Source organism: Halotolerantifilum yawarlongkerapense (genome assembly GCF_054506745.1).
The window spans coordinates 2,930,141-2,954,028 of the sequence record NZ_CP199719.1 but is presented as its reverse complement, the minus strand read 5'-3'; the positions used below and the strand labels follow the sequence as shown (position 1 = coordinate 2,954,028).

Annotated in this window: 20 protein-coding genes and 1 pseudogene; 3 read left to right on the top strand and 18 right to left on the bottom strand. The window is 42.7% G+C overall.

The annotated features are described in order from the left end of the window. Positions 1-17: 17 nt before the first annotated feature. The 15 genes and pseudogenes from ACULM0_RS14365 to ACULM0_RS14295 all read right to left on the bottom strand — a co-directional run bounded on the left by ACULM0_RS14365 (position 18) and on the right by ACULM0_RS14295 (position 18,868). Positions 18-686, bottom strand: coding sequence for a GntR family transcriptional regulator (locus ACULM0_RS14365; RefSeq protein WP_463678226.1), 669 nt, complete (start codon positions 684-686; stop codon positions 18-20). Next, the gene (locus tag ACULM0_RS14360; protein WP_463678225.1) at positions 664-1,296 is read right to left on the bottom strand and encodes a GntR family transcriptional regulator; all 633 of its coding nucleotides are present in this window, start codon (positions 1,294-1,296) and stop codon (positions 664-666) included. The genes ACULM0_RS14365 and ACULM0_RS14360 overlap by 23 nt, the downstream gene beginning before the upstream one ends. A gap of 116 nt (positions 1,297-1,412) precedes the next feature. Continuing rightward, positions 1,413-1,502 (bottom strand): annotated as a pseudogene (locus tag ACULM0_RS14355) (AIM24 family protein); the annotation flags it as partial. Positions 1,503-1,605: 103 nt separating this feature from the next. Then, complete coding sequence (locus ACULM0_RS14350) at positions 1,606-2,679, bottom strand: IS3 family transposase (RefSeq protein ID WP_463678224.1); 1,074 nt, start codon at positions 2,677-2,679, stop codon at positions 1,606-1,608. Further along, positions 2,676-3,173, bottom strand: coding sequence for a transposase (locus tag ACULM0_RS14345; protein ID WP_463677604.1), 498 nt, complete (start codon positions 3,171-3,173; stop codon positions 2,676-2,678). Before ACULM0_RS14345 ends, ACULM0_RS14350 begins: the two co-directional genes overlap by 4 nt. A 68-nt stretch (positions 3,174-3,241) precedes the next feature. Then, the gene (locus ACULM0_RS14340) at positions 3,242-3,931 is read right to left on the bottom strand and encodes an AIM24 family protein (protein ID WP_463678223.1); all 690 of its coding nucleotides are present in this window, start codon (positions 3,929-3,931) and stop codon (positions 3,242-3,244) included. Positions 3,932-4,140: 209 nt separating this feature from the next. After that, a complete protein-coding gene (locus ACULM0_RS14335) occupies positions 4,141-4,428 on the bottom strand; it encodes a hypothetical protein (RefSeq protein ID WP_463678222.1) in 288 nt (95 codons plus the stop codon). A 664-nt stretch (positions 4,429-5,092) separates the two neighbouring features. Beyond that, on the bottom strand, positions 5,093-5,491 hold the full coding sequence (locus ACULM0_RS14330) for a YdbC family protein (protein ID WP_463679893.1): 399 nt from the start codon (positions 5,489-5,491) through the stop codon (positions 5,093-5,095). A 62-nt stretch (positions 5,492-5,553) separates the two neighbouring features. After that, positions 5,554-7,578 (bottom strand): protease Lon-related BREX system protein BrxL, encoded by a 2,025-nt coding sequence (gene brxL, locus ACULM0_RS14325; protein WP_463678221.1) that lies wholly within the window; start codon positions 7,576-7,578, stop codon positions 5,554-5,556. A gap of 12 nt (positions 7,579-7,590) precedes the next feature. Beyond that, positions 7,591-10,143: a BREX-1 system phosphatase PglZ type A gene (pglZ, locus tag ACULM0_RS14320; protein WP_463678220.1), complete on the bottom strand. Its 2,553-nt coding sequence runs from the start codon at positions 10,141-10,143 to the stop codon at positions 7,591-7,593. A 4-nt stretch (positions 10,144-10,147) separates the two neighbouring features. Next, positions 10,148-13,585, bottom strand: a complete 3,438-nt coding sequence (gene pglX, locus ACULM0_RS14315; protein WP_463678219.1) for a BREX-1 system adenine-specific DNA-methyltransferase PglX — start codon at positions 13,583-13,585, stop codon at positions 10,148-10,150. Between the two features lie 11 nt (positions 13,586-13,596). After that, on the bottom strand, positions 13,597-17,199 hold the full coding sequence (gene brxC, locus ACULM0_RS14310) for a BREX system P-loop protein BrxC (protein WP_463678218.1): 3,603 nt from the start codon (positions 17,197-17,199) through the stop codon (positions 13,597-13,599). 9 nt (positions 17,200-17,208) lie between these two features. Then, positions 17,209-17,784 carry a DUF1788 domain-containing protein gene (locus tag ACULM0_RS14305; RefSeq protein WP_463678217.1) on the bottom strand — a complete coding sequence of 192 codons (576 nt, stop codon included), beginning with the start codon at positions 17,782-17,784 and terminating at the stop codon, positions 17,209-17,211. Further along, complete coding sequence (locus tag ACULM0_RS14300; RefSeq protein WP_463678216.1) at positions 17,784-18,383, bottom strand: DUF1819 family protein; 600 nt, start codon at positions 18,381-18,383, stop codon at positions 17,784-17,786. The genes ACULM0_RS14305 and ACULM0_RS14300 overlap by 1 nt, the downstream gene beginning before the upstream one ends. A 122-nt stretch (positions 18,384-18,505) precedes the next feature. Beyond that, on the bottom strand, positions 18,506-18,868 hold the full coding sequence (locus ACULM0_RS14295) for a DUF4357 domain-containing protein (RefSeq protein WP_463678215.1): 363 nt from the start codon (positions 18,866-18,868) through the stop codon (positions 18,506-18,508). 67 nt (positions 18,869-18,935) lie between these two features. On the opposite strand from ACULM0_RS14295, the gene ACULM0_RS14290 reads away from it, so the two are divergent. The 3 genes from ACULM0_RS14290 to ACULM0_RS14280 all read left to right on the top strand — a co-directional run bounded on the left by ACULM0_RS14290 (position 18,936) and on the right by ACULM0_RS14280 (position 21,646). Further along, entirely contained in the window at positions 18,936-19,415 is a 480-nt protein-coding gene (locus tag ACULM0_RS14290) for a DUF6431 domain-containing protein (protein WP_463678214.1), read from the top strand. Positions 19,416-19,500: 85 nt separating this feature from the next. Further along, positions 19,501-20,853 carry a DDE-type integrase/transposase/recombinase gene (locus ACULM0_RS14285; protein WP_463678213.1) on the top strand — a complete coding sequence of 451 codons (1,353 nt, stop codon included), beginning with the start codon at positions 19,501-19,503 and terminating at the stop codon, positions 20,851-20,853. Further along, complete coding sequence (locus tag ACULM0_RS14280) at positions 20,846-21,646, top strand: ExeA family protein (protein WP_463678212.1); 801 nt, start codon at positions 20,846-20,848, stop codon at positions 21,644-21,646. Before ACULM0_RS14285 ends, ACULM0_RS14280 begins: the two co-directional genes overlap by 8 nt. Positions 21,647-21,745: 99 nt before the next feature. Here ACULM0_RS14280 and ACULM0_RS14275 read toward each other — a convergent pair whose 3' ends face one another. From ACULM0_RS14275 to ACULM0_RS14265, 3 genes are all read right to left on the bottom strand, one after another. Then, on the bottom strand, positions 21,746-21,934 hold the full coding sequence (locus tag ACULM0_RS14275) for a hypothetical protein (RefSeq protein ID WP_463678211.1): 189 nt from the start codon (positions 21,932-21,934) through the stop codon (positions 21,746-21,748). 273 nt (positions 21,935-22,207) lie between these two features. Then, the gene (locus ACULM0_RS14270) at positions 22,208-22,468 is read right to left on the bottom strand and encodes a GIY-YIG nuclease family protein (protein WP_463678210.1); all 261 of its coding nucleotides are present in this window, start codon (positions 22,466-22,468) and stop codon (positions 22,208-22,210) included. 276 nt (positions 22,469-22,744) lie between these two features. After that, positions 22,745-23,644, bottom strand: a complete 900-nt coding sequence (locus ACULM0_RS14265; RefSeq protein ID WP_463678209.1) for a restriction endonuclease — start codon at positions 23,642-23,644, stop codon at positions 22,745-22,747. Between the last annotated feature and the right edge of the window lie 244 nt (positions 23,645-23,888).

The following is a 23,888-nucleotide window of genomic DNA, read 5'->3' as shown; positions in this document are numbered from 1 at the left end:
GATCCTTTTCGATACTTTTAAAGTTCGTAGTTGGCATCCATGTGGTCGAGGTGGGTCAGGATGTTTTCCATGCTCCTGAGGATGTGACGGTTCATGAGGTCGCCTGCCCTCTTTTCGTCACGGGCGATAAGGGCCTCCAGGATTTCCTCGTGTTCTGCGATGGAGATCTTGGCGTAGGCTTCTTCTGTGACGTTCTGCCCCAGGGACAGTCCGTTCCAAAGGGTGGACAGCAGGGATTTGATCTTGTCGTTGCCACCTGCCGCCCATATTTCCACGTGGAAGGCTTGGTTCAGATCGGAGTACCTACGGGCGTCGTTGGTCGCGACAGCCTCCCTCCCCTGCTTGTAGGCCTGCAGGATGCCGGAGAGGTCGGCTTTGTTGCGGCAGACGGCCATGGCGCACTCGCGCTCTAGAATCGCACGGGTTTCGTAGTGGTCGCAGATGGTCTTCTGGTTGACGCCCAGGACGATGGCGCCCTTGTTGGGACGCAGTTTGATGAAGCCGTCTCGGGCGAGCATTTGAAAGGCCTCGCGGATGGGGGTGCTGGAGACGCCCATCATCTCGGAGACGCTATCGAGGGTCAGTTCCTCGCCCTCTAAGATCTCGTGGGCCAGGATGGCCTTCCTGAGGGCGGCGGCCACTTGTTCACGGGCCGGCAGCAGTTTAATCGGTTTCAGGTTCTCCAAGGCTACATTCCTCCACTGCTCTATCGGCGAGCTCGTTATAGTAAACTTCGAAAGTCGAAGCGATCGCGGTCTTGTCTCGGTTGTCTACGGCCCTGTAGATGGCCTCGTGGTGCTTCAGTAGCTTTTTCCAGTCGAAGTCCAGGTGGTTGTAAAGAAAGCGCGGGTAACCCATCAGCATACGTCGGTGCAGCTGGTAGAGCGAGGGGTTGTCCAGCGAGTCGCTCAGACTGAGATGGAAGTCCAGCAGTCGCTCCATGCAGGTGGTCTTGCCTTGCTGTGGGACGGCGGCTTTATAGGCTTCAAAGGTACGGGTGACTTCGTCCATACTGAGTCGTTCACATGCAAAGGAGACTTCTAGGGCCCGTAAGGCGCTGAAGAACTGGCGGATCCGGTGGTCGGTCATCCCGATCACTTTGACATGTCGGTTCTTAAGGCGCTGCAGGACGCCGTCGGCCTCGAGTTGCAGGAAGGCTTCACGGACGGGCATGCGTGAGACACCGAGTTTCTCGGAAATAAGTTCTTGGGTAAAGGAGTCGCCGTCGGCGATGTTGCCGAGGTAAATTTCTTTCCTGAGCATCTCTGCGATTTTATCTTTTAGAACGGGTTTCATCAGATCACCTTCATTCGGGGTTATTTGACATTTAATTTTGGATACATTCTCATTTCATTCTATACAAGTGTGGAAAAAAAATCAACTCGGATACAATTCCTGTATCCGAGCCTTTTTTACCTTAACACCGGCGCCATGAGGACTTTGCCCGTTCCGCGGTAGACATTGACGAGACCTTCTCCCGAGACAGCCGAACCCATCAGGGCGGTAGATGTCAAGTTAGTTGTCCAGATTATCGATTGTGATACTACAAGTAGTCTAAGAGTGCGCTTGCATCTTTTCAATATATTTACATTCGGTTCTAGTATGCTACCCTGCGCTCGAGTTCTCCGTGCTATCATCAAGTTCAGTCTGGTTAACCGGATTCAGATAAACCGTATCTTCAATAGACCAGTTCCTAGTACTGCCTGACCATCTCTCGGGATGAGCAGCTTTAGCGGCTATGTAAATGGCATCTCGTTTTGCCAAGATCTCTTTTCCTAAGCCCTCATGGCGTTGGTGCGGTGTCAGATATTTGATGCCACTGTGCTTATGCGTGTGGTTGTACCAGGTCACTAAATCTTTACACCATGTGCGTGCGTCGCTGAGTGTTGCAAATCCTTTGAACGGATAGTTCGGCCGATACTTGATCGTTCTGAAAACCGCTTCTGCATAAGCGTTATCATTGCTGACCCTAGGGCGGCTACGTGACGGAACGATTCCGAGTCGCTGGAGTGTATCTAGTAGAGCAGCACCTTTCATCGGGCTTCCGTTATCGCTGTGAAGAACCAGGGGCTTTCGATTTAGAGCCAAGTTCTCCTTTAGCGATGCACGACGAATCATTCGGGCTGCATGCTCAGAAGACTCTTCTAAGTGGACTTCCCAAGCGACGATCTTTCGACTGAATAAGTCGGTGACCAGATAGAGGTAGAAGAACAGTCCTTTCACCGGCCCGGGGAGCCAGCTGATATCCCACATCCATACCTGATTGGGACCATTGGCTGAATGCGTTGCCAGCGGCTTACTTTCGGGTTTCTTGGACCTGCCTCGGTGATTCTGCTGCTTATGCTTTTTGAGTACTCTATAGTATGTGGACTCCGAAGCGATGTAAGTACCGCGGTCTAACAAGGTCGGGATAGCGTAGTGAGGGGAAGAACTCTTGAACTCATCGCTATTCATGATTGCTATAATCTTTTCTTCTTCCTCTTCCGTCAGCTTATTAGCGGGTGTAGGGCGATCCGCTTCCGGCCTTTGATCATCGAGAGGTGTCCGCTGATCAGTCCATCGCTTATAGGTTTTCTTCGTAACCCCCATCATGCGGCAGGCCATTTTTAAACGAGCTCCTGCTTCAACTGCTTCGTCAATCAGCGAGATTGCTTTTCTGCGATCAGGGGTGCTGATCATTCTTCCTCGTTTTCCCCCCAGATCGCATGCATCTTTTTTCTGAGCACCAGTAGTGCAGCTGTTTCAGCCAGTGCAGATTCCTTTCTAGCCAGTTCTTTCTTTACCTGCTTGTATTCCTTATCCCGATCTCTCAGCTCTTTGCTCAGGCGCGCTGCCTCGTCTGCTAGTCCACCGTTAGCCGTCATGCAGGCGTTCTTCCAAGCCTCGATCTGCTCAACATAGAGCCCTTTCTCTCGGCAGTAGGCGCTGAGCTCCGATTCGTTTAACGACGCTGTTTCAAGGACGATTTGAAACTTATCTTCCGAACTCCATTTCTCGCTGTTGGTTTCTCCATCGGTGACTACGAACCCTTCCTTCTTGGCTTCTCGCTTCCACTTGTAAAGGGTGTTCTCGGAGATTCCAGTTTCTTTTGAAATGCTGGCAACGCTCTTGTTGGACGGGGGCATCATCATTCTTTTAACCTTGTATTTGAACTCTTTGTCGTACCTAGCCATTGAATTTCCTCCTCGGGGGATCTTGGTTATTACCACTTTACTTTATTCAAGCAGCTGGTACAACTATCCTAACACATAGGGAGGGTCTTACCAGACCTTTCCACGGTGAAGGTCAAACTGCCGGACCAAGCGATGGCCATGTTCCCGTCGATCTTGAGCTCATCATTCTCTAGCTCAATTTCAATCAGTTCCTGCCTTGGCACATAGGATTCAAGGGCCACAACGCCACCCCCGTGAAGCCCCAGGTTGAAGAGGCCTTCCCCTCCCATGGCAGCGGAAGAGAGATTGGATCTTAAGATGGCCTTGTGTTTCAGATTAGAGTCACAAGCCAGGAAGAGACCGTCTTCGATGACCAGGGATCCGTTCCAGTCGTCCACATCGATCAGCAGGATGTGTTTGTAGGTGGGTTCTAGGACGAGTCGGCCGCTACCTGTGTACTCCGGCTTGATGGCCGATTCATTGGTGACCTTTCCCCTGATAGATTTTCCAATGAGGTCTTTCATGCCTTTAACGCCTGTGGTGGCTTTGACATCGCCGACGGTCCACTGCATGGCCCCGGCCTGAAGGGTGATGTTTGAAACGCTCACATCGCACATGACCTGTCTCCTACGAACATTCATCTCGGAGGCATAGTAAGCCTCCTGGGCTGTGGCGCGATTGACGCTCAGGTCCCGCTTGTATTCTAGCACTTTAAATGCACCTAGCTCTTCTACCACTTGTACATCGTCATTGTCTTCGAAATTCTTGATCTTGAACATGCGTCTCCTCCTCTTTCAGCCTGTAACTACGGTATGGGTTGATGGTTGTTACGACCCATTTCTTTTCTATCCATTTTCTGCGAGATGCGTTTCCCACTGAAAAATGTCAAATAAGATTCCTCAGAATACAACAACCACGTTTTACCACCCCAGTTTCTCCAGATGATCTAGAGACCGATTCGATTATGTGAGCAGTTCATTTTCCTATTCTACTCTACTCCCGTGTTGGTCGATAGCTTCCCGTAAACGAGAAGCTGCAAACCTAGCGAGAAGATCGTTCCTACCCCGAGCATCAACACCGGATGGAAGAGGAACAGATTATACTCCGACACATCCCAGAATGTATACTGAATCAATGCCGGTATGAAGACCGCTATGCTGAGACTGAAGACCAACCGCATGTACCTGATTTGTGCGCTGAGTGATCGCTCGTCTTTCAATGAACTTTGGTGGAGGCTCCAAGCAGTTATGACCAGCAGGGTCATGACAATATACATGTGTTCAATCTCCTTCCATGACCGATAGAATCAATCATCTAATAGCCTCAATCAATGTTGAATACTTCGGTCTGAGCCTACCACCGTATCGGCGAAACAGAACCACTATTCTCGGTAAGAGTACCAGTATGATTGCCTCACATGCCGATCATAATAATAATCGCGAGGAGGAATTCTACGGTTGTGCCACTAACTATGAATGAGCACTAATCCAGTCGTTTCTTTCCGCAATGGTGGCCTTGCAGAATCGAAATACACAGAGTTTCTTCACTTTCTTCCTCCGTGGGGACAGGTTCTCCAAAGGAAAAAACTCTCTATCGTATCTTCCGATTCCGTTCAAATGACTGCACTTTAGAGGTTTCGATTGAGAGTTTCTTCTGCGAAGGTGCCTGTCCCCGTGACACGGTAGTAGCACTATCCATGAATGAGCACTAATGCAGTCGTTTCTTTCCGCAATGGTGGCCTTACAGAATTGAAATACACAGAGTTTCTTCACTTTCTTCCTCCGTGGGGACAGGTTCTTTCTCGGAAGATACTCGATATCACATTGTTCGATTCTATTCTAATCACGGCATTTCAGAGATTCTTATTAAGAGTTTCTTCTGCGAAGGTGGCTGTCCCCGTCCCTCTAGTTTGTATCAACACTTTGGCAACAAACGAGTGCTCATTCAATCTGATTATCATTTAGAATGTTTCGCAATGAAACTAATTCCTCACTAGTAAATGTGATTCCCTTCCCCATCCGACCATCCTTATGGTACCAGTTTCTCAAGTCAAGCTTAGGTTCGTGTCCATACCAACTTACACGGTTTAGCTCTTTTGTCCATCCTTGATTCTCAGATATCACCGCAATCCTCTCGATGATCTCGTAATGTCTTTCGGACTTACGGTTCTTTTTCAACTCTTGCAATCTTTTCTTCACATCAACAGATAGTTCTCTTGAGATCTTTGTATGACGATGCTTCAACTCTTTGTCTAAATCTCTTAGCACTTCTAAAGAATCTTTGCTCTTCTCATATATCTCTCTTAGTTCTGAACACTTCATTTTTACAAATTTCCTCATCGCCACAACAACACCTCATCTCCAGTTATCCTGCACGAGAACTCATCAATCTAGGTTATCACTCAATTAACACCTAAAGCTTTATACACTGCATCTTCTGGGCTGCTATAAAACGAAACTTGGAACTTAGAAAAAAGTTCCATAGGCACTGTAGGGATATCAGCAGCTGATCCCATGGGTAACAAAATACTCTTGGCGCCAGCATCAAAGCAAACCTGAAGGATATTAGCGAGTTCAGGGACCTTCGGTGTGCTACCGCCGATGCTCATGGTGCCGAGAATAACCAACTGACTTCGGACAGGCTTCTTTAATGCGCCCGAGCAGAGACCTACAAATGCAGATAGTGCCAGTTGATTGGTCATCCCTACGCCCTGCACATCCTGTACGTGCATAAGAAAATCGTGGTTGTCGACACTGATGGATCCACTGATCTGCTTACGGTTGGCTTTGAAGTAGTTAAATGCTGTCTGGATACTTTCTTTAACTTCTTTGCCACTACCAAGACCCGTCTTTTCGATTTTGCCTCTACCCACAACAACCTCTGTTTCAATTTTATAGACGCCGATCATAGAGGAATCTCCGTGACCAACGGTATAGACATGACCAGGTTTGGTTGCTCCTTCGGGAATCAGCTTACCACCGCCCTGCTCTGGAACTGAGACAAACTCTTCTTCGAAGGTTTCCTTGTCAATGTAGCTAAAATGCACATCGTAGAACTCCATGCCACCGATTTTCTTCAACTGTTCCTTTACACGGCGTCGACCCACTAATGCATATCGCAGCACTTCTTCCACATCTTGTTTGGTATACTCACCGTGCGGATAGATCAGTTTAATCAATCCCGAAACCGTCTTCTTCACACCTATGACATCACGTTGATTCAGATTGCTACCAAAACTATAGTATTTGTCAATAGCATCTGAAAAAGTTCGTTTGCGCATCTCGCGGAAGAACTCAGCAATGTAGTCGGTGATAAATCCATATTCATTGGTAAAGAACTCCGGCTTAAACTTAGGAATTTCCCAGCCAGGCAAGTAAAAATGCATCCGATCAAAAAAGGCCGTATCATAAGCCATAGCATCAGGGAATGGTTCAAAGAGGTGAGAAGTCTTTAACAGCACATCCACGCTCTGGTTAATATTCCCCACGAAAACCATGGAAGCACTGGCTTGTTTTTCTTCTTTCCCCCTTGCAAAAGATCCCGAAGCCATATAATCCTTCATAATCTGTATGCCATCTTTATCTTTGAAGGTGATCCCTGCGACTTCATCAAAAGCCACTGTATCCCATAATCCAACCAGTCCTATGGTCTTTCTAGCCATATTGTAGAATAGGTTGGCAACAGTTGTCTGACCTCCTGAAACCAATATAGAGTTAGGGGAAATCTCCTTGTAGATATGAGATTTTCCCGTCCCTCGTGGCCCCAGTTCACACATGTTGAAGTTATTCTCCACCAAAGGAACCATACGCAATAGCATGTGCCATTTAACTGAATCCTCTAACTGGGTGGGTTCCATGCCAATACTTCTCAGCAGGACATCGATCCATTCTTCCTTGGTGAACTCTTTCCTACCTACAAAAATCTCATTGAGATCTAGATTTGGAATCTGTATGGGCGTCAGATCCTCAATGGTAAAGGGACTATTCTTCTCAAACTCATCATAGTAGTAGGACATCTTGAGAATGCACCAGATGCCACCGGCTAAGAGTTTTTCAAACCGTTTAACATACCCACCTGAAATTGGGACAGCTTTTAAGCCTAAATTTGAATACTCGGCTTCATAGATATCTTTCTTTTCATTGAGTTTTACGGTGATTTTGTCAATGACCGTATAATGACCCGCTTCCTTGATCTTACTCTTGACTTTTTCGGCTTCATCGGGGCGCACGTAATTATCAGAAAGGATATTCTTCACCCGACGGATACCTTCTTGGATACTCTCCTCATCGTCCGTAGCACAGTAAAGTCCTAGCAGATATTCAAGAACATAAACAGGGACATTGGCTCCCTCTTTGATCATTTTTGTCAGATCTTTTCTGACTACACGTCCTGAGAAATGTGTATTGAGCTTTTCATTTAATCCCATACAAATCACCCACTAAAATCCAAAGTCATTCACGATAGCCAGATCTATTACGAAAGGAATCTTATTTAAGACAGGATTCAGCGTTTCTTCATCATCCTCAAAGAGAAGATAGTAAGTATCCTCTTTCTTATAGGGCAGGTCTTTAAGTACAAACTTCTCCTTAAATCGACGATCCTGTGGTTCTGAGGATCCCCGATCAGCAATGAGGATCACTTCATTGCTCACACGTGTTCCTTCTTCGTCCACAATGGATAAACGCAGATTCAAAGGCAGCCTCTTCTTAGAAACCGATTCTGTTTGGAAAAACTCCAGATAGGAGATCCGATTGGTGAGTTTTCGCGTGATACTTGTGAGCTGTACTTCCACTTTTTTCGCTTTAAAATCATCGCTTCGTTTGTCAAAGTAAGTAATCACTGGTACCACCAGTTCCTGGAGCATGGCGCCACCGTGCACGAAGTTCCCTCCCCCTCCTTGTGTTTTGAAGCGGAGACTCCCTTTCGGTACGATCACATGAAGCTCTTCTTTGGTCTTGATCGATTCGTTCATAGGAAGATTAAGCAGATTCATATCCTCAAAGGGCTCTTGAGACAAAAGGAATCGCCTGTCCGATGTAAGTATGGCTTCACTCTTTACTTTCGAGATCTTATCGTACTCTTCAAGTGGAGATCGCTGATACAAAAATCCATGATCGGCCGTAATCAAGATCTTGGTAGCGCTCACGTGATTCACAAGGGAGCGGATCAAATCTTTTAGTTCTTCAATAGCCACTTCAGCTGCATCAAAGGGACTACTCTGGTGACCCAAGCGGTCCAAGGTATCATGATAGATATAGACGAGCTTCTTTCCTGTAAAAGCCTCTTTATAGTCTGATTTCTTCATATGTCGTAGCGATTCATAACGATAGGCTACTGCCTCTGGAGTCGCTGTTTGAAGAATTCTCTCTCGATTTTGCCTCCCTGAAGCACTGAAGCCGTCAATTTCAATTCCCCTATCTGGATCATAAGTCATCGTATCACCGGGTAAGAGAGCAGCCATACCGAATTGTGTTTCTGTTGGCACTACGCCCTGACTAGCCGTTATTGAAATCTCAGCCCGACGCTCTTTCATCAATTCAGTTACCAATTCATTGGCCACTTCATAACGTAAAGCGTCACTAATAATCACAAAAATGCGCTCTTTAGATATCACATAAGGCTCGACATATTCATCATAAAAGCGCCACTGACGCTTGATCTTGCGTTTGTCGAGTAAATGGTCGCCACGTTCTGATATAGCCGCAGACCAGTTAATTGATAGGGTTCCTAAAAAGCTATTGACGTAGACATTCTCAACAAGTTCGGATAAATGCGAGAGCATATCATTGACCTTGATACGGTCGTAATAGTAATAGAATTTACGATAGTAAAAGTCCATTTTATGATAAGTTTCGCAATATCGCTCAAAATAGGATTCTAGATCCGAGCAGGAAAGTTGGTGAGCGAGCTGATCGTAGTGCTTCAAGAGTTCTAGTCCATGGATTAATGCTTGATACTCGTTTTGATAATGGCGGTACCAATGTGTAGAACGTCTTTCCTTCACAAGGCGTATGGATTTCTCATAGTCCTTAACCTCTTGATGAATTCTAATCACGATCCTCTCCATGATGATCTCGTCAATCAAGGGGAATGTGTCGCAATTCATTAACACTTCCGTTTCCACACCGTTAAGAATTTTCGAGATACCCAGCTTTTCTTCGTAGATCCGTGCAAGGCGAAGCGCTATGTCTTGATATTGGCTATGGTGATAAAACTCATCGACAAAGACGACAATCTCACTGATTCTATTGGACTTTAGGTGTTCAAGTCTTTGGGGAAGTTTCCCTTGGTATTGATAACTAAAGGCCGTATAAAGCAGCGTAGCAATGAAATGATTAAAGCCAAAGGTCTCTTCATTCAAGCCAAATCGTTTCCCCAATAGTGTATAGAATCCTTTGAGATCGCCAAATTTTTCAATCTCCTCGATAAGGGTGTCTTCTCCAGCAATGTGTTCATGAATGAGAATGCGAATGACTTCATCAAAATCCACCGTCTTTAGTTTTGCAAGAGCAGATACAATTGCTACTTGGAATGTCATAGGGTCGTAATGGTCTATCGCATAGGACTTTAGTTTTGTCACGCGCTTTCCATTATCGAAAAAACGGATGTTTTTCTTGAACAAGGGTCGGAGATTCTCATCTTCTACCCCCAGCCTATTCATTTCATAGACGGATCGATCTGAGGAGAACTCTGTTGCATACTTTTGAATATCCAACAGCCAGTTCTCACGATCCTGTGGTTTGCTAAATGGGGCATAGAGTAAAAAATGTGAAGTTGGATGTGCAATCTCAATATCATACTTTAAACGAAAGGCGTTATTCTTGGACAGCGTGACAACCTTTGTGTTGTTAAAGGAAACACTTTGAATCTCGTGTTGAAAGTCCGCTTCAGCGTCATACCAAAAGATCAGATTACGCTGAGCGCCATTCTCTGGGTCTCTACTCAACATGTCCTGCAAGATATCTTGGATATTTAGCTCGGTATTCTTCATTGGATCACTTCCTCTTTTCAAGGAGATTGCCCTTTAGCGGTTTATGTCCATCAGCCTGCGGAATTTCAATGTTTTGTAAGAGTTCATAATTATGCTCCACACCGTCATCGAGATCAAATTCAATTTGCTGATAGGCAAGGTGAGCGACCACTTTATCAAATTCCGTGACTTCATGAAGTTTTTTCTTGAGTGTATCAGCTCTTTTCTTATCTCCTGTACTTTCTGATAGGGCAATGTCATTTTCGTAGTAACGCTGGATTTCATGAAGGTAATCGGTACGGAAGCACCCTATGGTATTTTTGTCATAGCGATGCATATAGAACAATGCCTTTACGCCGTTCTTCTTTCCGCTGTCGATCATCCAGTAGATGGGACGATTTTTATACATCTTACAATGGTGCTTGTAGAAGTCTTTGACAAAGTATCGCCGGATCCGATCTCGCGCTGTATCCCTAGATTTTGGGTAGAGTACATCGGCGATGTATCTCAGATTTTCTTCTAAAGTTTCTTTTCCAAAGGTCACTTCCAAGAACTTCACGAAGTGATGAAGGACGTCGTTTTCAAAGTAATCTTCTTCTGTGATAATCAAGATATTATCAACGGTAGGAATGTACTGAGAATAACGAGAAATGTCTAACTGGCCACCCGCGAAGATTAACCCTTCTTCATCGAGAGAGTAGCGCCCAAAAATGCAAGCTACTGCGTACGAAATATATTTGCTAACATACTCATAATTATCAATTTTTAACAATTTGCTATGATGATAAATCAGGTCATCAGAACTAATAGAATACAGTTGATAAAACATTCTATTGATACTTTTTTCGTTTGTTTTTATCCTCTCTTCTAATAATTTGTGTCTATTAGAAAAATTGATAAATTCATCCTGAACTCTGGAATCTCTTTCATTTATGAAGAACAGACTCTTGGGATTGAACTCAAAAGAAAATTCTTGAAGATCCCAATCATACTTCATTATTGATACATTATCACTTACCAAAGACTTTAATGGCTTAAGATTGTCCATAGATATTGGTGAAATAGCTGAGATATGACCAGCTTCAATTTTATTACCGCCGTACATTTCCGACCATAAATAATATGAAACAGATGAGTTATAGAAGGCGAGTAAGTATTCTAAATCCCCAAATAAAGCGGGGGACGTGTTATCGAAAATAAACTCGTCAGAATAGTATCTAAAAGAAAACTTTGATGAGACTCGTGTAAAACTAATGTGTTCACGAAAATAGTACTCATGATTGCTTAGGCTCCCATTATTCTTTACTACCACCTCACCATCCTTTCCATACTTTATAAACCAATAGTGATTTCCATACCATCTTCTACTTACTCCTCCCTTGTTATACTTGTGCCAAAGAATTTTGTAATTTGAAAAATCAACTTCCCACCATCGGAATATTAAGTTTGATCCAGGTTGAGCCCCAATCTTAACTTTAACTGGTTGTAATTTAGTATTATATGGCATTTCAGTTACATTTATGAAACGATAATCCTTTGTCAGTGCATCTCGGCTGAATGACTTGATAGAGTAATTATTCCACAGGTTGTTCATCTTATCCGCTGAGGTTTTTTCTTTTGTCACGTCGATAAATGGATAAAAATACTCATCAAGATATATCGGTCTAAACACAAAAGTAGCAGATTGTACAACTTCTCCTTCGATTTCTTCGAAAGTTCCTGAGCCCAACTTTAAAAAATTGATAAATGTGTTATTTAAGAATTCTTTTCTATGCTTTTTAAACTGATACTTGAAAGCAAAACTCATTTGCGTAATCATTGCAGCAATGCCTCTATTACTCAGAAAATTTTCTACGACTCTCATAAATACAGTATATAAGTCTTGTTTTGAATCATGATAATTATTATCAACAAGCGATTGGATTTTACCATTCAAATCAGAAATCTTTTTATAAGGTGGATTAGTAATCACAATCTCATAACTTTGACTCATAATTATTGCTTGTTTTACTAACTTTGCTAGTCTGACTAGTGATTCAATAACATCATTTAGTTCGCCTGGATTCTGCTTTCTTCTTTCAATTGAATAGTTCACTCTCTTTATAAGAAAACCAAATTCCTTGCTTTCTAGATTGATTATCGACCCATAATCCTTGGCATCACTGAACTTAATTAGAATGTAATCTAAACTCTCTTGAATAAACCTTTGCATCTCTTGATCATCTTCATCATCTACGAGAACTTCTACAACCTTTTTTGAGATACTATTACTCTCTTGGATTGAGTATAGATTAAGATTTACAGGTTTATTAAACAATCGCCTGTTCTTACTTCTTGCTTTCATAATGAGAGCAAAAGAAGCTAGCTGTGCCGCACGGTCATCAATATCCAGACCAAATAGATTCTTCGCTAATATGAGATAGGGAATCTCTCTCGCCATGTATCCTCTAGAAAGGTATATATCATAAAGTACATCAAAGGCATAAACCAAGATATGCCCACTGCCCATCGCTGGATCTAGAACCGTAATCTCCTCAGGATTGAGGTTGGGATTCTTTAGAGCCTCGAGTTTTTGTTGCACCTCTGGCTCTTGTTCAGCTGGTTCAATGTAGTACTCCCACTTTTTCTTCAGTTCTTCATTAGGATGTGATTCTTGCCAGAGTCTGCCTAAGGAGTTCTCAGTCATATACTGCACAATCCATTTGGGTGTGAAAAGTTGTGTGGCTGCAGGAATGTTCTCTTTTGTAATCTTCTTGTTCTTTCTCAGCCCCGCAAAAACTTCATCTTTTTTCTCCGAAATATAGTATTGATACATCCATCCGATAATCTCTACTTCTTCTTTAAAGTCATCTTCATCGATACTTTCGACAAGGTCCCGAATCACAGACTCTGAGACCAAGAGGCTATCGGGCAGTAGAAGTTCCGTATAGTCAGCAATTTCTTCAAATACCTGAGGCATAAGAGTCCCAAGCTGATTGCATACCTTGAAGAACACCTCACGAAAGAGTTCTTCATACTTATGAGATTCTTTCAGATCATAAACCCTCTGTGGATCAAGATTGAAAGCTTCTACATAGTCGTAAATATGTGTAACAATCTCAGGAATAGCGTCACCTTCTACACCTGAAGAAAGTATTCTTACTTTAACAGGGAGATACTCATTGACCTCCATAAACCGAACGGCGATGATTCTATTGAACCATGTATAGGCCACTTCCTCCATCACTTGTTCAAATCCCTTTTGGCTGATCTCATCGATAAGTCGCTGACGGTCTCTTCTTTTTGATATAGGATAGACGGTCTTATACAATACGTTTTTTACACTGAAACCACCTTCGAAGACTTCGATCTCTTCGTGCTTTCCATTCTCTTTGATACCGAGCATGTAGGCTTTTTGTGAGATTTCCTCGATGAGTTTTCTCCGTGCTCGGACTGAAAAATTCTTAATTGCCGTTTTATTCACAGTAGGTCCCCCTAGTTAAACTTGATAACATCATAATTCTCTTTCTCATTGAGTAGCATTTGTTTAAAAGTATAGACCGCTTCCTCAATATCCGCATTTGTCTTAATGTCTTTGAAATGTCGCGATACACTTTTCAAATCAATACTCTTCACCTTTAAAGGTGTCACAGGATCGCTTACCGATGGCGGTTGTGTCGGTGGTGTTAGCGGACTAAGTTCTTCAACAATGTTATCTATTTTCTCGATGAAGCGTTTTCTCAATCTAAAGGACTCTTCCTTCTTCACGATCGCATCATTGATAACTGTCGCATCATTCAACCGAACAATCATTTTATCAAACTTGCGATCAATCTCTGCTCTCAACGAATACTTTTCTTCCTCAGGTATCATCGATGAATCAAGATATTTCAAAGTAGATTCTTCATTGTCTCTCACGATGTCTGTCGCTGCAGCGATTTCTTCATCGAGCAGTTCACCAAATGCTTTGACAAAGCGATCTCTGAGCTCCGGCAGGCGATAAATCTCACGATAGGGACTGGGCATACTTACAATATTCTTCATCTCTTGGATCGTTTTGATTGTCTTTTGATCAGTTACGTATGTTTCGCTGGCTTCATAAAAACAAATCTGCTCTACTGCCTGATCAAAGATCGCTCTCTTATAGATAAAGAATTCTTTCACATCGTCCACTTCTTTGGCGTACTCGAGGAGATCTTCTTCTGCCTCTTGAGTCGCTTGAAAGAACTGAATCTCTTCTTTGATTTTCAAGATCGACTCTAGGATTTCTTTACCTTCTTCTAGAATGACTCGTCCAGGGTAGGGATATCGAGCTCCTTCTTTATACTGCTTTAAGTAGTGTTGGATATTTCGGTCTTGGCCATCGTAGACGCCTTGTCGCAACTCGTCTTTTAAGATCTTTTCTACATCCACCTTCAACTGACTTTCATCACTTGTCATGAGACTATGATGAAAAGCATCCTCCATAATTCTTTTAACATCCTTAATCAAGTCCTTCGAAGGCTTGATTTTTCTTTTAATCTTAATACTTTCAAGTGTACTTTCTTTAGAAATTAGATCGACAATCTTATCAGGACTATGAGGATCCAAAGCTTCGCTGGCAAAAATTAAGCTGATCGCCTGAATATGGAACATGCGAAGCAATAGCCCTTTTAAGTCTTCACTTCTCCAATGATAAGGCTCCTTTCCATATTTATTCGTTATACTCTTGACGGTCAATGGTACATGCATTTTATCCATGTTTTCAATATGAGATAAAATCTCGTCGTAAGCTTTCTGATTACTATTTGTCCCCGATATCTTGTCTTGGGGATTCTCACGAAAAATCTCTAGAAGCTTGCCTTTTGTCCCACTGCTAGGAATAAACGGTGTTAGGAGTTTTATCTTCGTGTATTTGTTATCCACCAATAACCCTAGGGCCTCGTCAACACGCTGATTTGGATCCTTCGCCTTGATCTCCACGCGTTGACCATAAACAAATACGTCTGCACGAGAAAGAGCTGTAACAAGGAGATCCACCACGCGTTCCTTACGAGCTTGAATCTCTTCTCCCTTTGTAGCCTTGATGCGATCGACTTCTGGAATTTTAGATGAAGCCTCGTTTCTTCGGAGATATGTCTTAATTTGAATGGCTTCTTCCATCTCACTAAAATAACCCATTTTATCGGGTAACCTTAGGATGACACTACTATCTTGCGTCGTCAGCATTTTCAGTAGGCTATCTTGGTCATCACCACTATTGAAAGCGGGGCTAACGACCTGCAAAGTAAGCTCTCCTCGAGGTGAGGAGTAATAATCCCCATCAAATTTGTGATTGTACGTAAAAATGTGATCAGACGTATAGGTAAATCTATTTCTAGCCTTCAAGATATCATCAAAAATATGCGCCGAAAGATTCTTGATTACCTCTGAGTAATCAACATCAATGTTCTTGATTTCACTGTTGATATCCTGCTCTGCATTGGTCAAGAATATATAGGCATCTCCATTTTTTTGAATTAAGGCTTGTTCAAAAAGTCGGTCAAGAGACTTCTTCACACGTTTTTGTAATTCTAGTTTGTCTACATCGATACCATCGACCATTAACGTCGTAATATTCTCCAAACTCGGTGGCATCTTGTCTCCGAGATACTTGATGAGAAAAAGAAGTCTCAGTACATTCACATCAAAATCTTCTAAAGCATCATTATCGATGGCTCTTTGCACGACGATGTTAATGTCGTGATCGAGAAAGCTTTCAATTGTATGGTAAAATGCATAAAATGGCATAAGGAAATGAAGGTCCTGTTCCTTAAACCTTACAGCAGACTCCTGAAAAGCCGAAAGCAATGAACGTTCCCCTTCAGATAGATGTTTACCGCTGGCTCCATGAGTCCGTATAGAGTTAAACACCTCTTGTAATAAATAGAACTGATAGGGTACAAAGGGGTATACCTCAACGTACTCTTCTGCAGATCTATGTCGTTTCATATTGGGAGTCTTGGTAGAAAAGACAAGTAGATTTTTAATGATGGACTCATGGTCTTGGTAGAGCATTCTCAGGGTGTCAATCGTACCATTTACTTCACTCTTTCTAAGCAATCGTTTCTTAATCACCTCATCCACATTCGCTGAAGACATGTTAAGTCTAGTGTTGAAACGACCTTGTATCTTAGAAAAATCTCGCCCTATCACTTTAATTACTGAATCAACATCTTGCTGAGAGGTAACTACAACCCATGCACGACCACCACATACTGAACCCAAATCCTCAACGATTGTTTGCAGATTTAGCATTAAGCTTGTGTCATCACCAATGTATTGTCCCATTTCATCTACAAGAAATACGACTCTATAGTTTTCATCTTTCGTCTCTAAATACTCTCTTACTGATCTTGAGAACTTCTCGATACTTAAACTATAATTATCTTCAGCTCTACTAAACCACTTGTGAGTAGCTTCAAGATTCTTTCCAGTAATGGAAGAGTATAATTCGACGAAATCGTCTTCGGCGTAATATATTTCGTTTCTTGCCGACTCCCAAGATTCATTGTTCAACTCATTGTATCTTTTCTTAAAAACATCGTAATGACCCTCTAGATCCATTCTTTGTTCGATTTCTGCTAACCACGGAATGCTACCGCAGTAACCTAAATGGTCATTAAAAACCTTATTAAATACCTTTACAAGTGCTTCTTTACTTGTTTTTAAATCAGCATCTGCTTTCGAATCAATTTTGAACAAGATTATATCTGAGTTGAACTCAGAGACTCTCTTCATATTTGCAAGAAGATATGGATCATCAACCTTTTCTTCAAAGTACTCTATGGGCAACTTTTCATCAATCTTCTTATTCTCAAGTAAATATGATAGAATTTTCAGAAAATGCGATTTCCCAGAACCAAAAAAACCAGAAATCCATACTCCAATTTTGTCAGTCACTTCATCAATTCCTTTTCCATAGGAAGTGAAAAAGTGATCTATGTGTTTTTTCAACTCGCGTGTCACTACATACTCGTCTAATTCTTGTTTCATATTCATTTCATCATTTTGTTCTACTTTAATAACACCTTTAATATCACGATCAATAGGTTTATGAAAAAGATCATAGATTCTCATATGAAACGCCTACCTTTCAATCAATCGAAACGCTCTATAGTAATTATCATCTTTAAACTCATTGAAAAGAATCAAGCTTTGTCCATCATATGTCCCAGGGAAGAACATGACCAGTGGGACATCCTCTACTACAGCATGGAGGGAATTCAACACAGTATGGGATCGTATAATTGGCCACGCTTTCCCAATACCTGTTAAGAAGACAATCGCGTTATCAGAAATTCGATCTTTAATGTACTGCACGATTAAATCATCGTTCTGATTCACACGTAGAGCTCGACGGATGGGAACTAGTATCTTTTCAGTCCCTTTCTTCTTTTCCATAACAAATGTTTTCTCTAAATACTTCTTTTCTTCAAGAATCTCTACCATGATCTGAAACAAATCAAACTCTTGAATCTCAAAGGGATCGTGCTTCGTCTGTTCCTTGATGTATGCAATCCGATTTCTCACGATCAGTTCATCCTCGGGATTATAATCAAAGATATGAAAACCTATCTCGTTTCCCAGTCCTTTATTCTGACGAAAGTTTTTTTCTCGTATCCGTTGGAGGAGTTTCTCCAGTCGCACGTAAATCCTTTTCATTACAAATCTCCTCCAAAAATTTCTTTAACAATTCGTGGCTCATCACTAATTGCATCAATAAACTGTAATGAGGATAATGAGATCAAAATCTCAACACTCTTTCCTTTTCCTCTCACAAAGCCAAGATCATTTAAGATTTTCTTCATGACCTGCTTGATCTTATTGATAGTGATAGGCTTCCAACGGGCTACGTGTTCGCTCTCTTCGGCTTTTCTACGGAAAAACAGATTAAAATCTCCTTCATCTAGAGTAGTTTGTCCAAGGTGAATCTTTTCAACCCAAACCTCACTCATAAAATCCATAAAAATCCGCTCTGTCTTCATAATTGAAAGCAAAGTGATGCCTTTCTTCTCATCCAAGGTTCCTTTGCTTAATAATCTCACCTCGTCATCACTCAGCGACTGGATACGAGACATAACCGCCGAAGCAGTTTCTCGATTTCTCCTCTCAGGTGTAATCCTAAGGAAATTCTTTTCAAATAACTCTTCTTTTAGTTCCGAATCGCTCAATCCTTGTGATTTCAATGTTCCTACTTCCATGGTCTCACGAAAAAATGTAGATCTTTTTACAATTCCAGCAGAATATTTTTCTATCATCATCCATCACGCTCCAAAAATAGATCCAGTTTCACTGTCCTCATCATATCATTTTTGGAACAAGGCAGACACTGATAGATCAACTTTTATTATAAAATTATGCCGTGGTGTTAATGTGCTCATTTCTATGCATTTACTTCTCCGTTCTCCACTTCATCAAGTGTCCTACCGTCCTCTGTCTTCCATGACTTCGGACCATTCATCGCTCCTGCTTTCACAATAGCAGCTGCTGATGATGAAGGGCTGAATAGAATGTCTTCTTTCGTAATAAATGCACCTTCATACTTTGATGGAAGTAGTAACCCTTTTTCGATCAAATCATTGAAGAGGTTAATTGTTTCTGCTCTCCTGATTTGACCTCGCCTTGCTCTGTGGCATTGTCCAGGAGCAGACATTTTTGCTCTCTTGTATTGCCACAGACGGCATAGTAATCTATTATCAGTAATGATTAACTGGTAATGAGGTGAAAAAGGAAAACACCACTTCACAAGGACTCTCCGGCAAGATTGTCCCTCGTAAAGTGGTGTTCCAAAACCATGATAATGATATCACTCTATGAGGTTGAGCACAATCCTGAAATTGATATTTTTCATTAGGAGTAAAGAGCTTTTACCATGCCCCATTTGCGGAGGCTACATGAAGGTTCGAGATACGAGAAACCGTAAGTGCATCATGGACAATGGAGAGCGCCGAACGTACAGAATCAGAAGGCTTCGGTGCATGGAGTGTGGTCTGATCCATCAAGAGCTTCCTGACTTCATGATGCCGTTCAAACACTATGAATCGAAAGTGATCGAGAAGGAAATCGATGGTGGTCAAGATCATTGTCCAGCGCCACCTACCACGCGTCAGCGCTGGTTACTTTTCTTTCGGTCTTTCAGTAAAATGGCAGAGGCCATTTTGCAACGTTCATGGTACTCCAATTATCTTGAATCCCCCTCGCTACTTGAGCGGTGCTCTTTACTCCAGAAATTCAGACAACATGGTCCTGGATGGTTAACCCTGTTGAACCGGTTGATCATCGAGGGCGGTTAGGTGTGACACACCCAGTTTGCATGCCTTGCAAGCGAGACCGCGGTATACTTTCCTTAAGTAAAAATGAAAGGGAGTGTACTGATTCGTGAACGAGAAAAATCGCGATGACATTGCTGCTGAACGTATGCAAATGATCATGCCGCTCTTGGAAGAAAACCTTCCGTATGCAGACGTTGTCGACAGGAAAAAGGAGATCGCCAGAAAGCATCTTGTCTCTTACCGAACCGTTGGCCGTTACCTCGAAGCCTACCAAAAGGATGGCTTTGAAGGGCTCAAACCCAAGGCAGGGTACCGTAAGAAAAGTGACACCCTTCCTACAAACTTCGATGCAATCGTGAAGGAGGCAATCGTACTTCGCCGCGAGAACCCATCTCGTAGTGTGGGCGATTTGATTCGCATCTTAGAGCTAGAGGGTTTGATTGAAAAAGATAATATCAAACGAAGCACCTTACAACGCCACCTGCAAGAAGCCGGTTACGGCGCCAAACAGATGCGTATGTACACGAAAAAAGGCATTGCCAGCAGACGGTTTGCAAAAGAACACCGTGGCATGCTGTATCAAGGGGATATCAAGTATGGACCCTTTCTTCCCATTGGTGATCAGGGGAAGAAGAAACAAGTATATCTGTCTGCATTTATCGATGACGCAACCCGGTACATAGTTGCTACTAAGTTCTATGAAAACCAGAAGGCCGAGATCGTTGAAGATACCCTTAGAACCGCGATTATTCACTATGGAAAACCGGATGCGATTTATGTTGATAATGGCAAGCAGTATCGGTCCAACCACTTGGAAAAAGCCTGTGCCAAGCTGACAATCAAGCATATCAAATCGAAACCGTATCATCCCGAAGGGAAAGGCAAAATTGAAGCCTTCAACCGAAGAATCGAATCCTTCCTCTCGGAAGTCGCTCTAGAGAAGCCGAGGTCGCTCGAAGAGCTCAATGAAATGCTCCAGCTATGGATAGATGAGCATTATCATAAATCAGCCCACTCGGGATTAAAGGGCATATCACCTGGGGTAGCTTTCAAAACCGATTCGAGGCCTCTCAAATTCATAGACGTTGATGATCTCAGGAGTGCATTCCTACATACCGAAACCCGCAAGGTAGATAAGACGGGATGCATCAGTTTCAATGGTGGCAAGTATGAAGTAGGTCTTACACTGATTGGAAGAACAGTCGAGGTCTACTACGATGCCACCTGGATGGATGAGGTGGAGATCCATCATAAGGACTTCAAACCGTTTAAAGTGAAGAAGCTTGAAATCGGCCCGAACTGCGGTGCTAAGCGTGAGTTGGAGCCCTCGAAACAAACGATAGATACGAATCGTTCAAGGCTTCTCGATGGACTTAATGAGGCTAATATCACGGGTCGTACACGCAAGGATGTAGCGGTCGTTTTCAGAAGTATCCGCGAGGGCCAGGCACATGTATGAAACCTTTTTCGAAATGAAGCATACACCTTTCTCAAGTCAGATTCCAACAAAGTCCCTGTACCTTTCGAGTATGCTTGATGAGACTCTGTCTAGGCTTGAATATGCCTCATCGAGACAACTCTTTGCAGTCGTCACCTCTGATGTGGGATGCGGTAAGACAACAGCTCTGAGACGACTCTCAGAGTCACTTCCCAGTCGGGAGTATGAGTTCCTTTACCTATCGGACTCCAAACTGACCCCTCGTTGGTTTTACAAAGGCCTCTTGGACCAGTTAGGCGTAGAATCCAAGTTTTACAGAGGAGACTCCAGACGGCAATTGCACCAACAGCTTGAGATCATTCGGGGTGTGTATGGAAAAAAAGTAGTTACTGTGGTCGACGAAGCGCATCTACTTGATAAGGAGACACTTGAAGAGATCCGATTTCTGTTGAACTACCGGATGGACTCTTATCAGCCAATGGCTTTGATTCTTTCTGGCCAAAATGAACTATGGGACAAATTGAAGCTCAAGAGATATGCTGCGATCCGACAGCGGATTGATATCAAGTGTGAAATCCCACAGATGGACTTATCTCAAATGACCGAGTACATGAGTACACATCTGAGCTATGCAGGAGGTAAAACCGAGATCTTTACGGAGAAGGCTCTAGAAGAAATATTTCTCTATAGCGCCGGCACTCCTCGAGCAATCAACAAACTGTGTACGCATGCTTTGCTTTTCGCATCACAGCGAGCGAAACAGTTGATTGATGATCACATGATTCGAACAGTCATTCAAGGGGAGATGCCTTGACGCTCCCCCACTTAGCAGCGACATTTCGCTGCTAAGATTTAAAAAATCCGCGGCAAAATAAGAGAGCACCGTGCGGCAAAACTAGTGAGCAAGGCATGGTCAATCAGAGAGAGCTATAACAGTTAATATAACAATGTTTGTAAAACTTCCCCTCGGTTTGATACGACAATAAGATCCCTTGAGAAGTTGATAACCGTCATCAACAATTTCTAGCTGTGCCATCAGCGGCTTTTCCATTTCATCGACGTTTTCTTTACCTACCGCCAGAAAGAATTTGGCCAATCCCACTAACTATATTTCCTCATTTCTCTTAATCGTTGGCTCAATCAACTGAAACAACTGCAATTGATTGATCATAAATTGCATGTTGTCCAAATAGTCTTCCATCTCGTCAATGTCGCTATCTAGTAGCTTTGACCCTGTCGGAACGTTACTGTTCTCTATTGAAGCATGGTGACATTCTTAATCGCAAGATTATGTAACCTACACTCAAGGTATCTCACATGGGCTTATTGAGATAATTATCTTCATTGAGAAAGACAATAAACTCTTCCCACCAATCTAGTGAATTTTGTGTCTCTTTAGTCGTTCTGCCACGTCATCAGCTTCGCCTATGTAGATTCTCTGTTTTAGTTGTTCTTGGCTTTTGTTTAGGACGAAATAGATTCCCGGCACGTGAGCTTCATCAATGCCATCAAAAATGGATACATGTTGTCTCTTACCAATATAGGCTTGACCTGTCCAATTGCTCAGCTCCGCACTTTTCAACTGTTTTTGTCCTCTTCCGCGGATGTGAAGTTTGATCACTCTGCCGTTTTCCACTTATGATTTCATCCTATCCTACGAGGCGTTGATTGTTACTGAACGTCTAACAAATCATCTGACTGAAGTTCACCAAAAACTCTTCAGATGAAAAACACAAGGCCTGTAAATGCTCTTAGCTAATAAAAAAGTATCTATCATATCGTCAAGGATATAATTATGAACATAAAGAGATCCCTTATCTCAGCTTGATCACTTAACCGGCCAATAGATTCGCTTCAGCGGTACCAAGGCTTTCGTATCAGAATCGCAAGCATCGTAATATTGATTGATTAGTCACACCAATGCATCGGCATCCACTAAAGTGACTGGAATGTTCGACCGCTCTGCTTCATATTTAGCTTCTTTCGAAAAACCACCAATAGAGACATACAGTCCCTTGTCTCTCGTTCGCAATCCGCCGGTAAAACTTCTAATTTCGTTCGCTCCCATTGCACTGTTTCGATGCTTCACTTCTACGATAATTCTCGGTTCCTCTAATCCTAAACCATCTGGTGAGGCAATTACGTCGCGTCCGCGATCAGGACCTTTTTTCGAGATTTGTGTTTTATAACCCATCGCACGAAGAATACCGGCTACGAGTTCCTGCATCTGCTCCCAGTCGAGATCCTGGAATTTATCTTTGATGAATTCATGAGCCTTCTCAATCGTATCATCGGTGATCTCGTCATACTCTTCTTCGTCATCAACTATAGATGTCATTTTATCACTTGATTCTAAGAGGGTGAAAAATTCTCGCTTGATCTCCTCACTAATTTCAAACAATGTCATGATCGATCCAAGATGATTCTTCGCCCGTGTAGATAAAGCGTCACGACTGATTTTTTCGTTCCAACTCACTTGTAGCACGTGATCATGATCACGCTCGCCAGGGGTGAAATGATAGGCCACTACAACATTTCCCAGATGATAAATCCTTAGTGAAGGATCATAAGTCACAATACGATCACCCATATGAATCTCGTGAGCAAACTTGTAAAGCTGCGATGCAGCTTGATTGGTTTTCCCTTTCTTGAAATCGGGATATGCCATTCGCAATGCCTGCTTAATCTTTTCACGACCATCGAGGTGTCTAAGATCTCCGACTTCATTCCAACCCATAGTGGCAATACCTTGACTGAGAAACTCATCTATCAAGTAAGCACCTTCACCTGCTCTGATCATCCAGACCTTCATCAATATCCTCCTCCATCAGTAATCTCGTTTCGTTTTTGTACATCAGTATCAACAGCAGCGATTCAAATGCACCACATTTATAACCCGCGATTTTAGATGCGCTTACATACCATTACTACTATCCACCTTTCTAAAAGTCCAAAATGTCTTCTTCCCGGTTTCGAAGTAATCAAGGCCTCGAATCATATTTAATAGACTTCTCTCACGAAGTCTTCTCAAATCTTTCCTGAGTGGATTTCCTTTT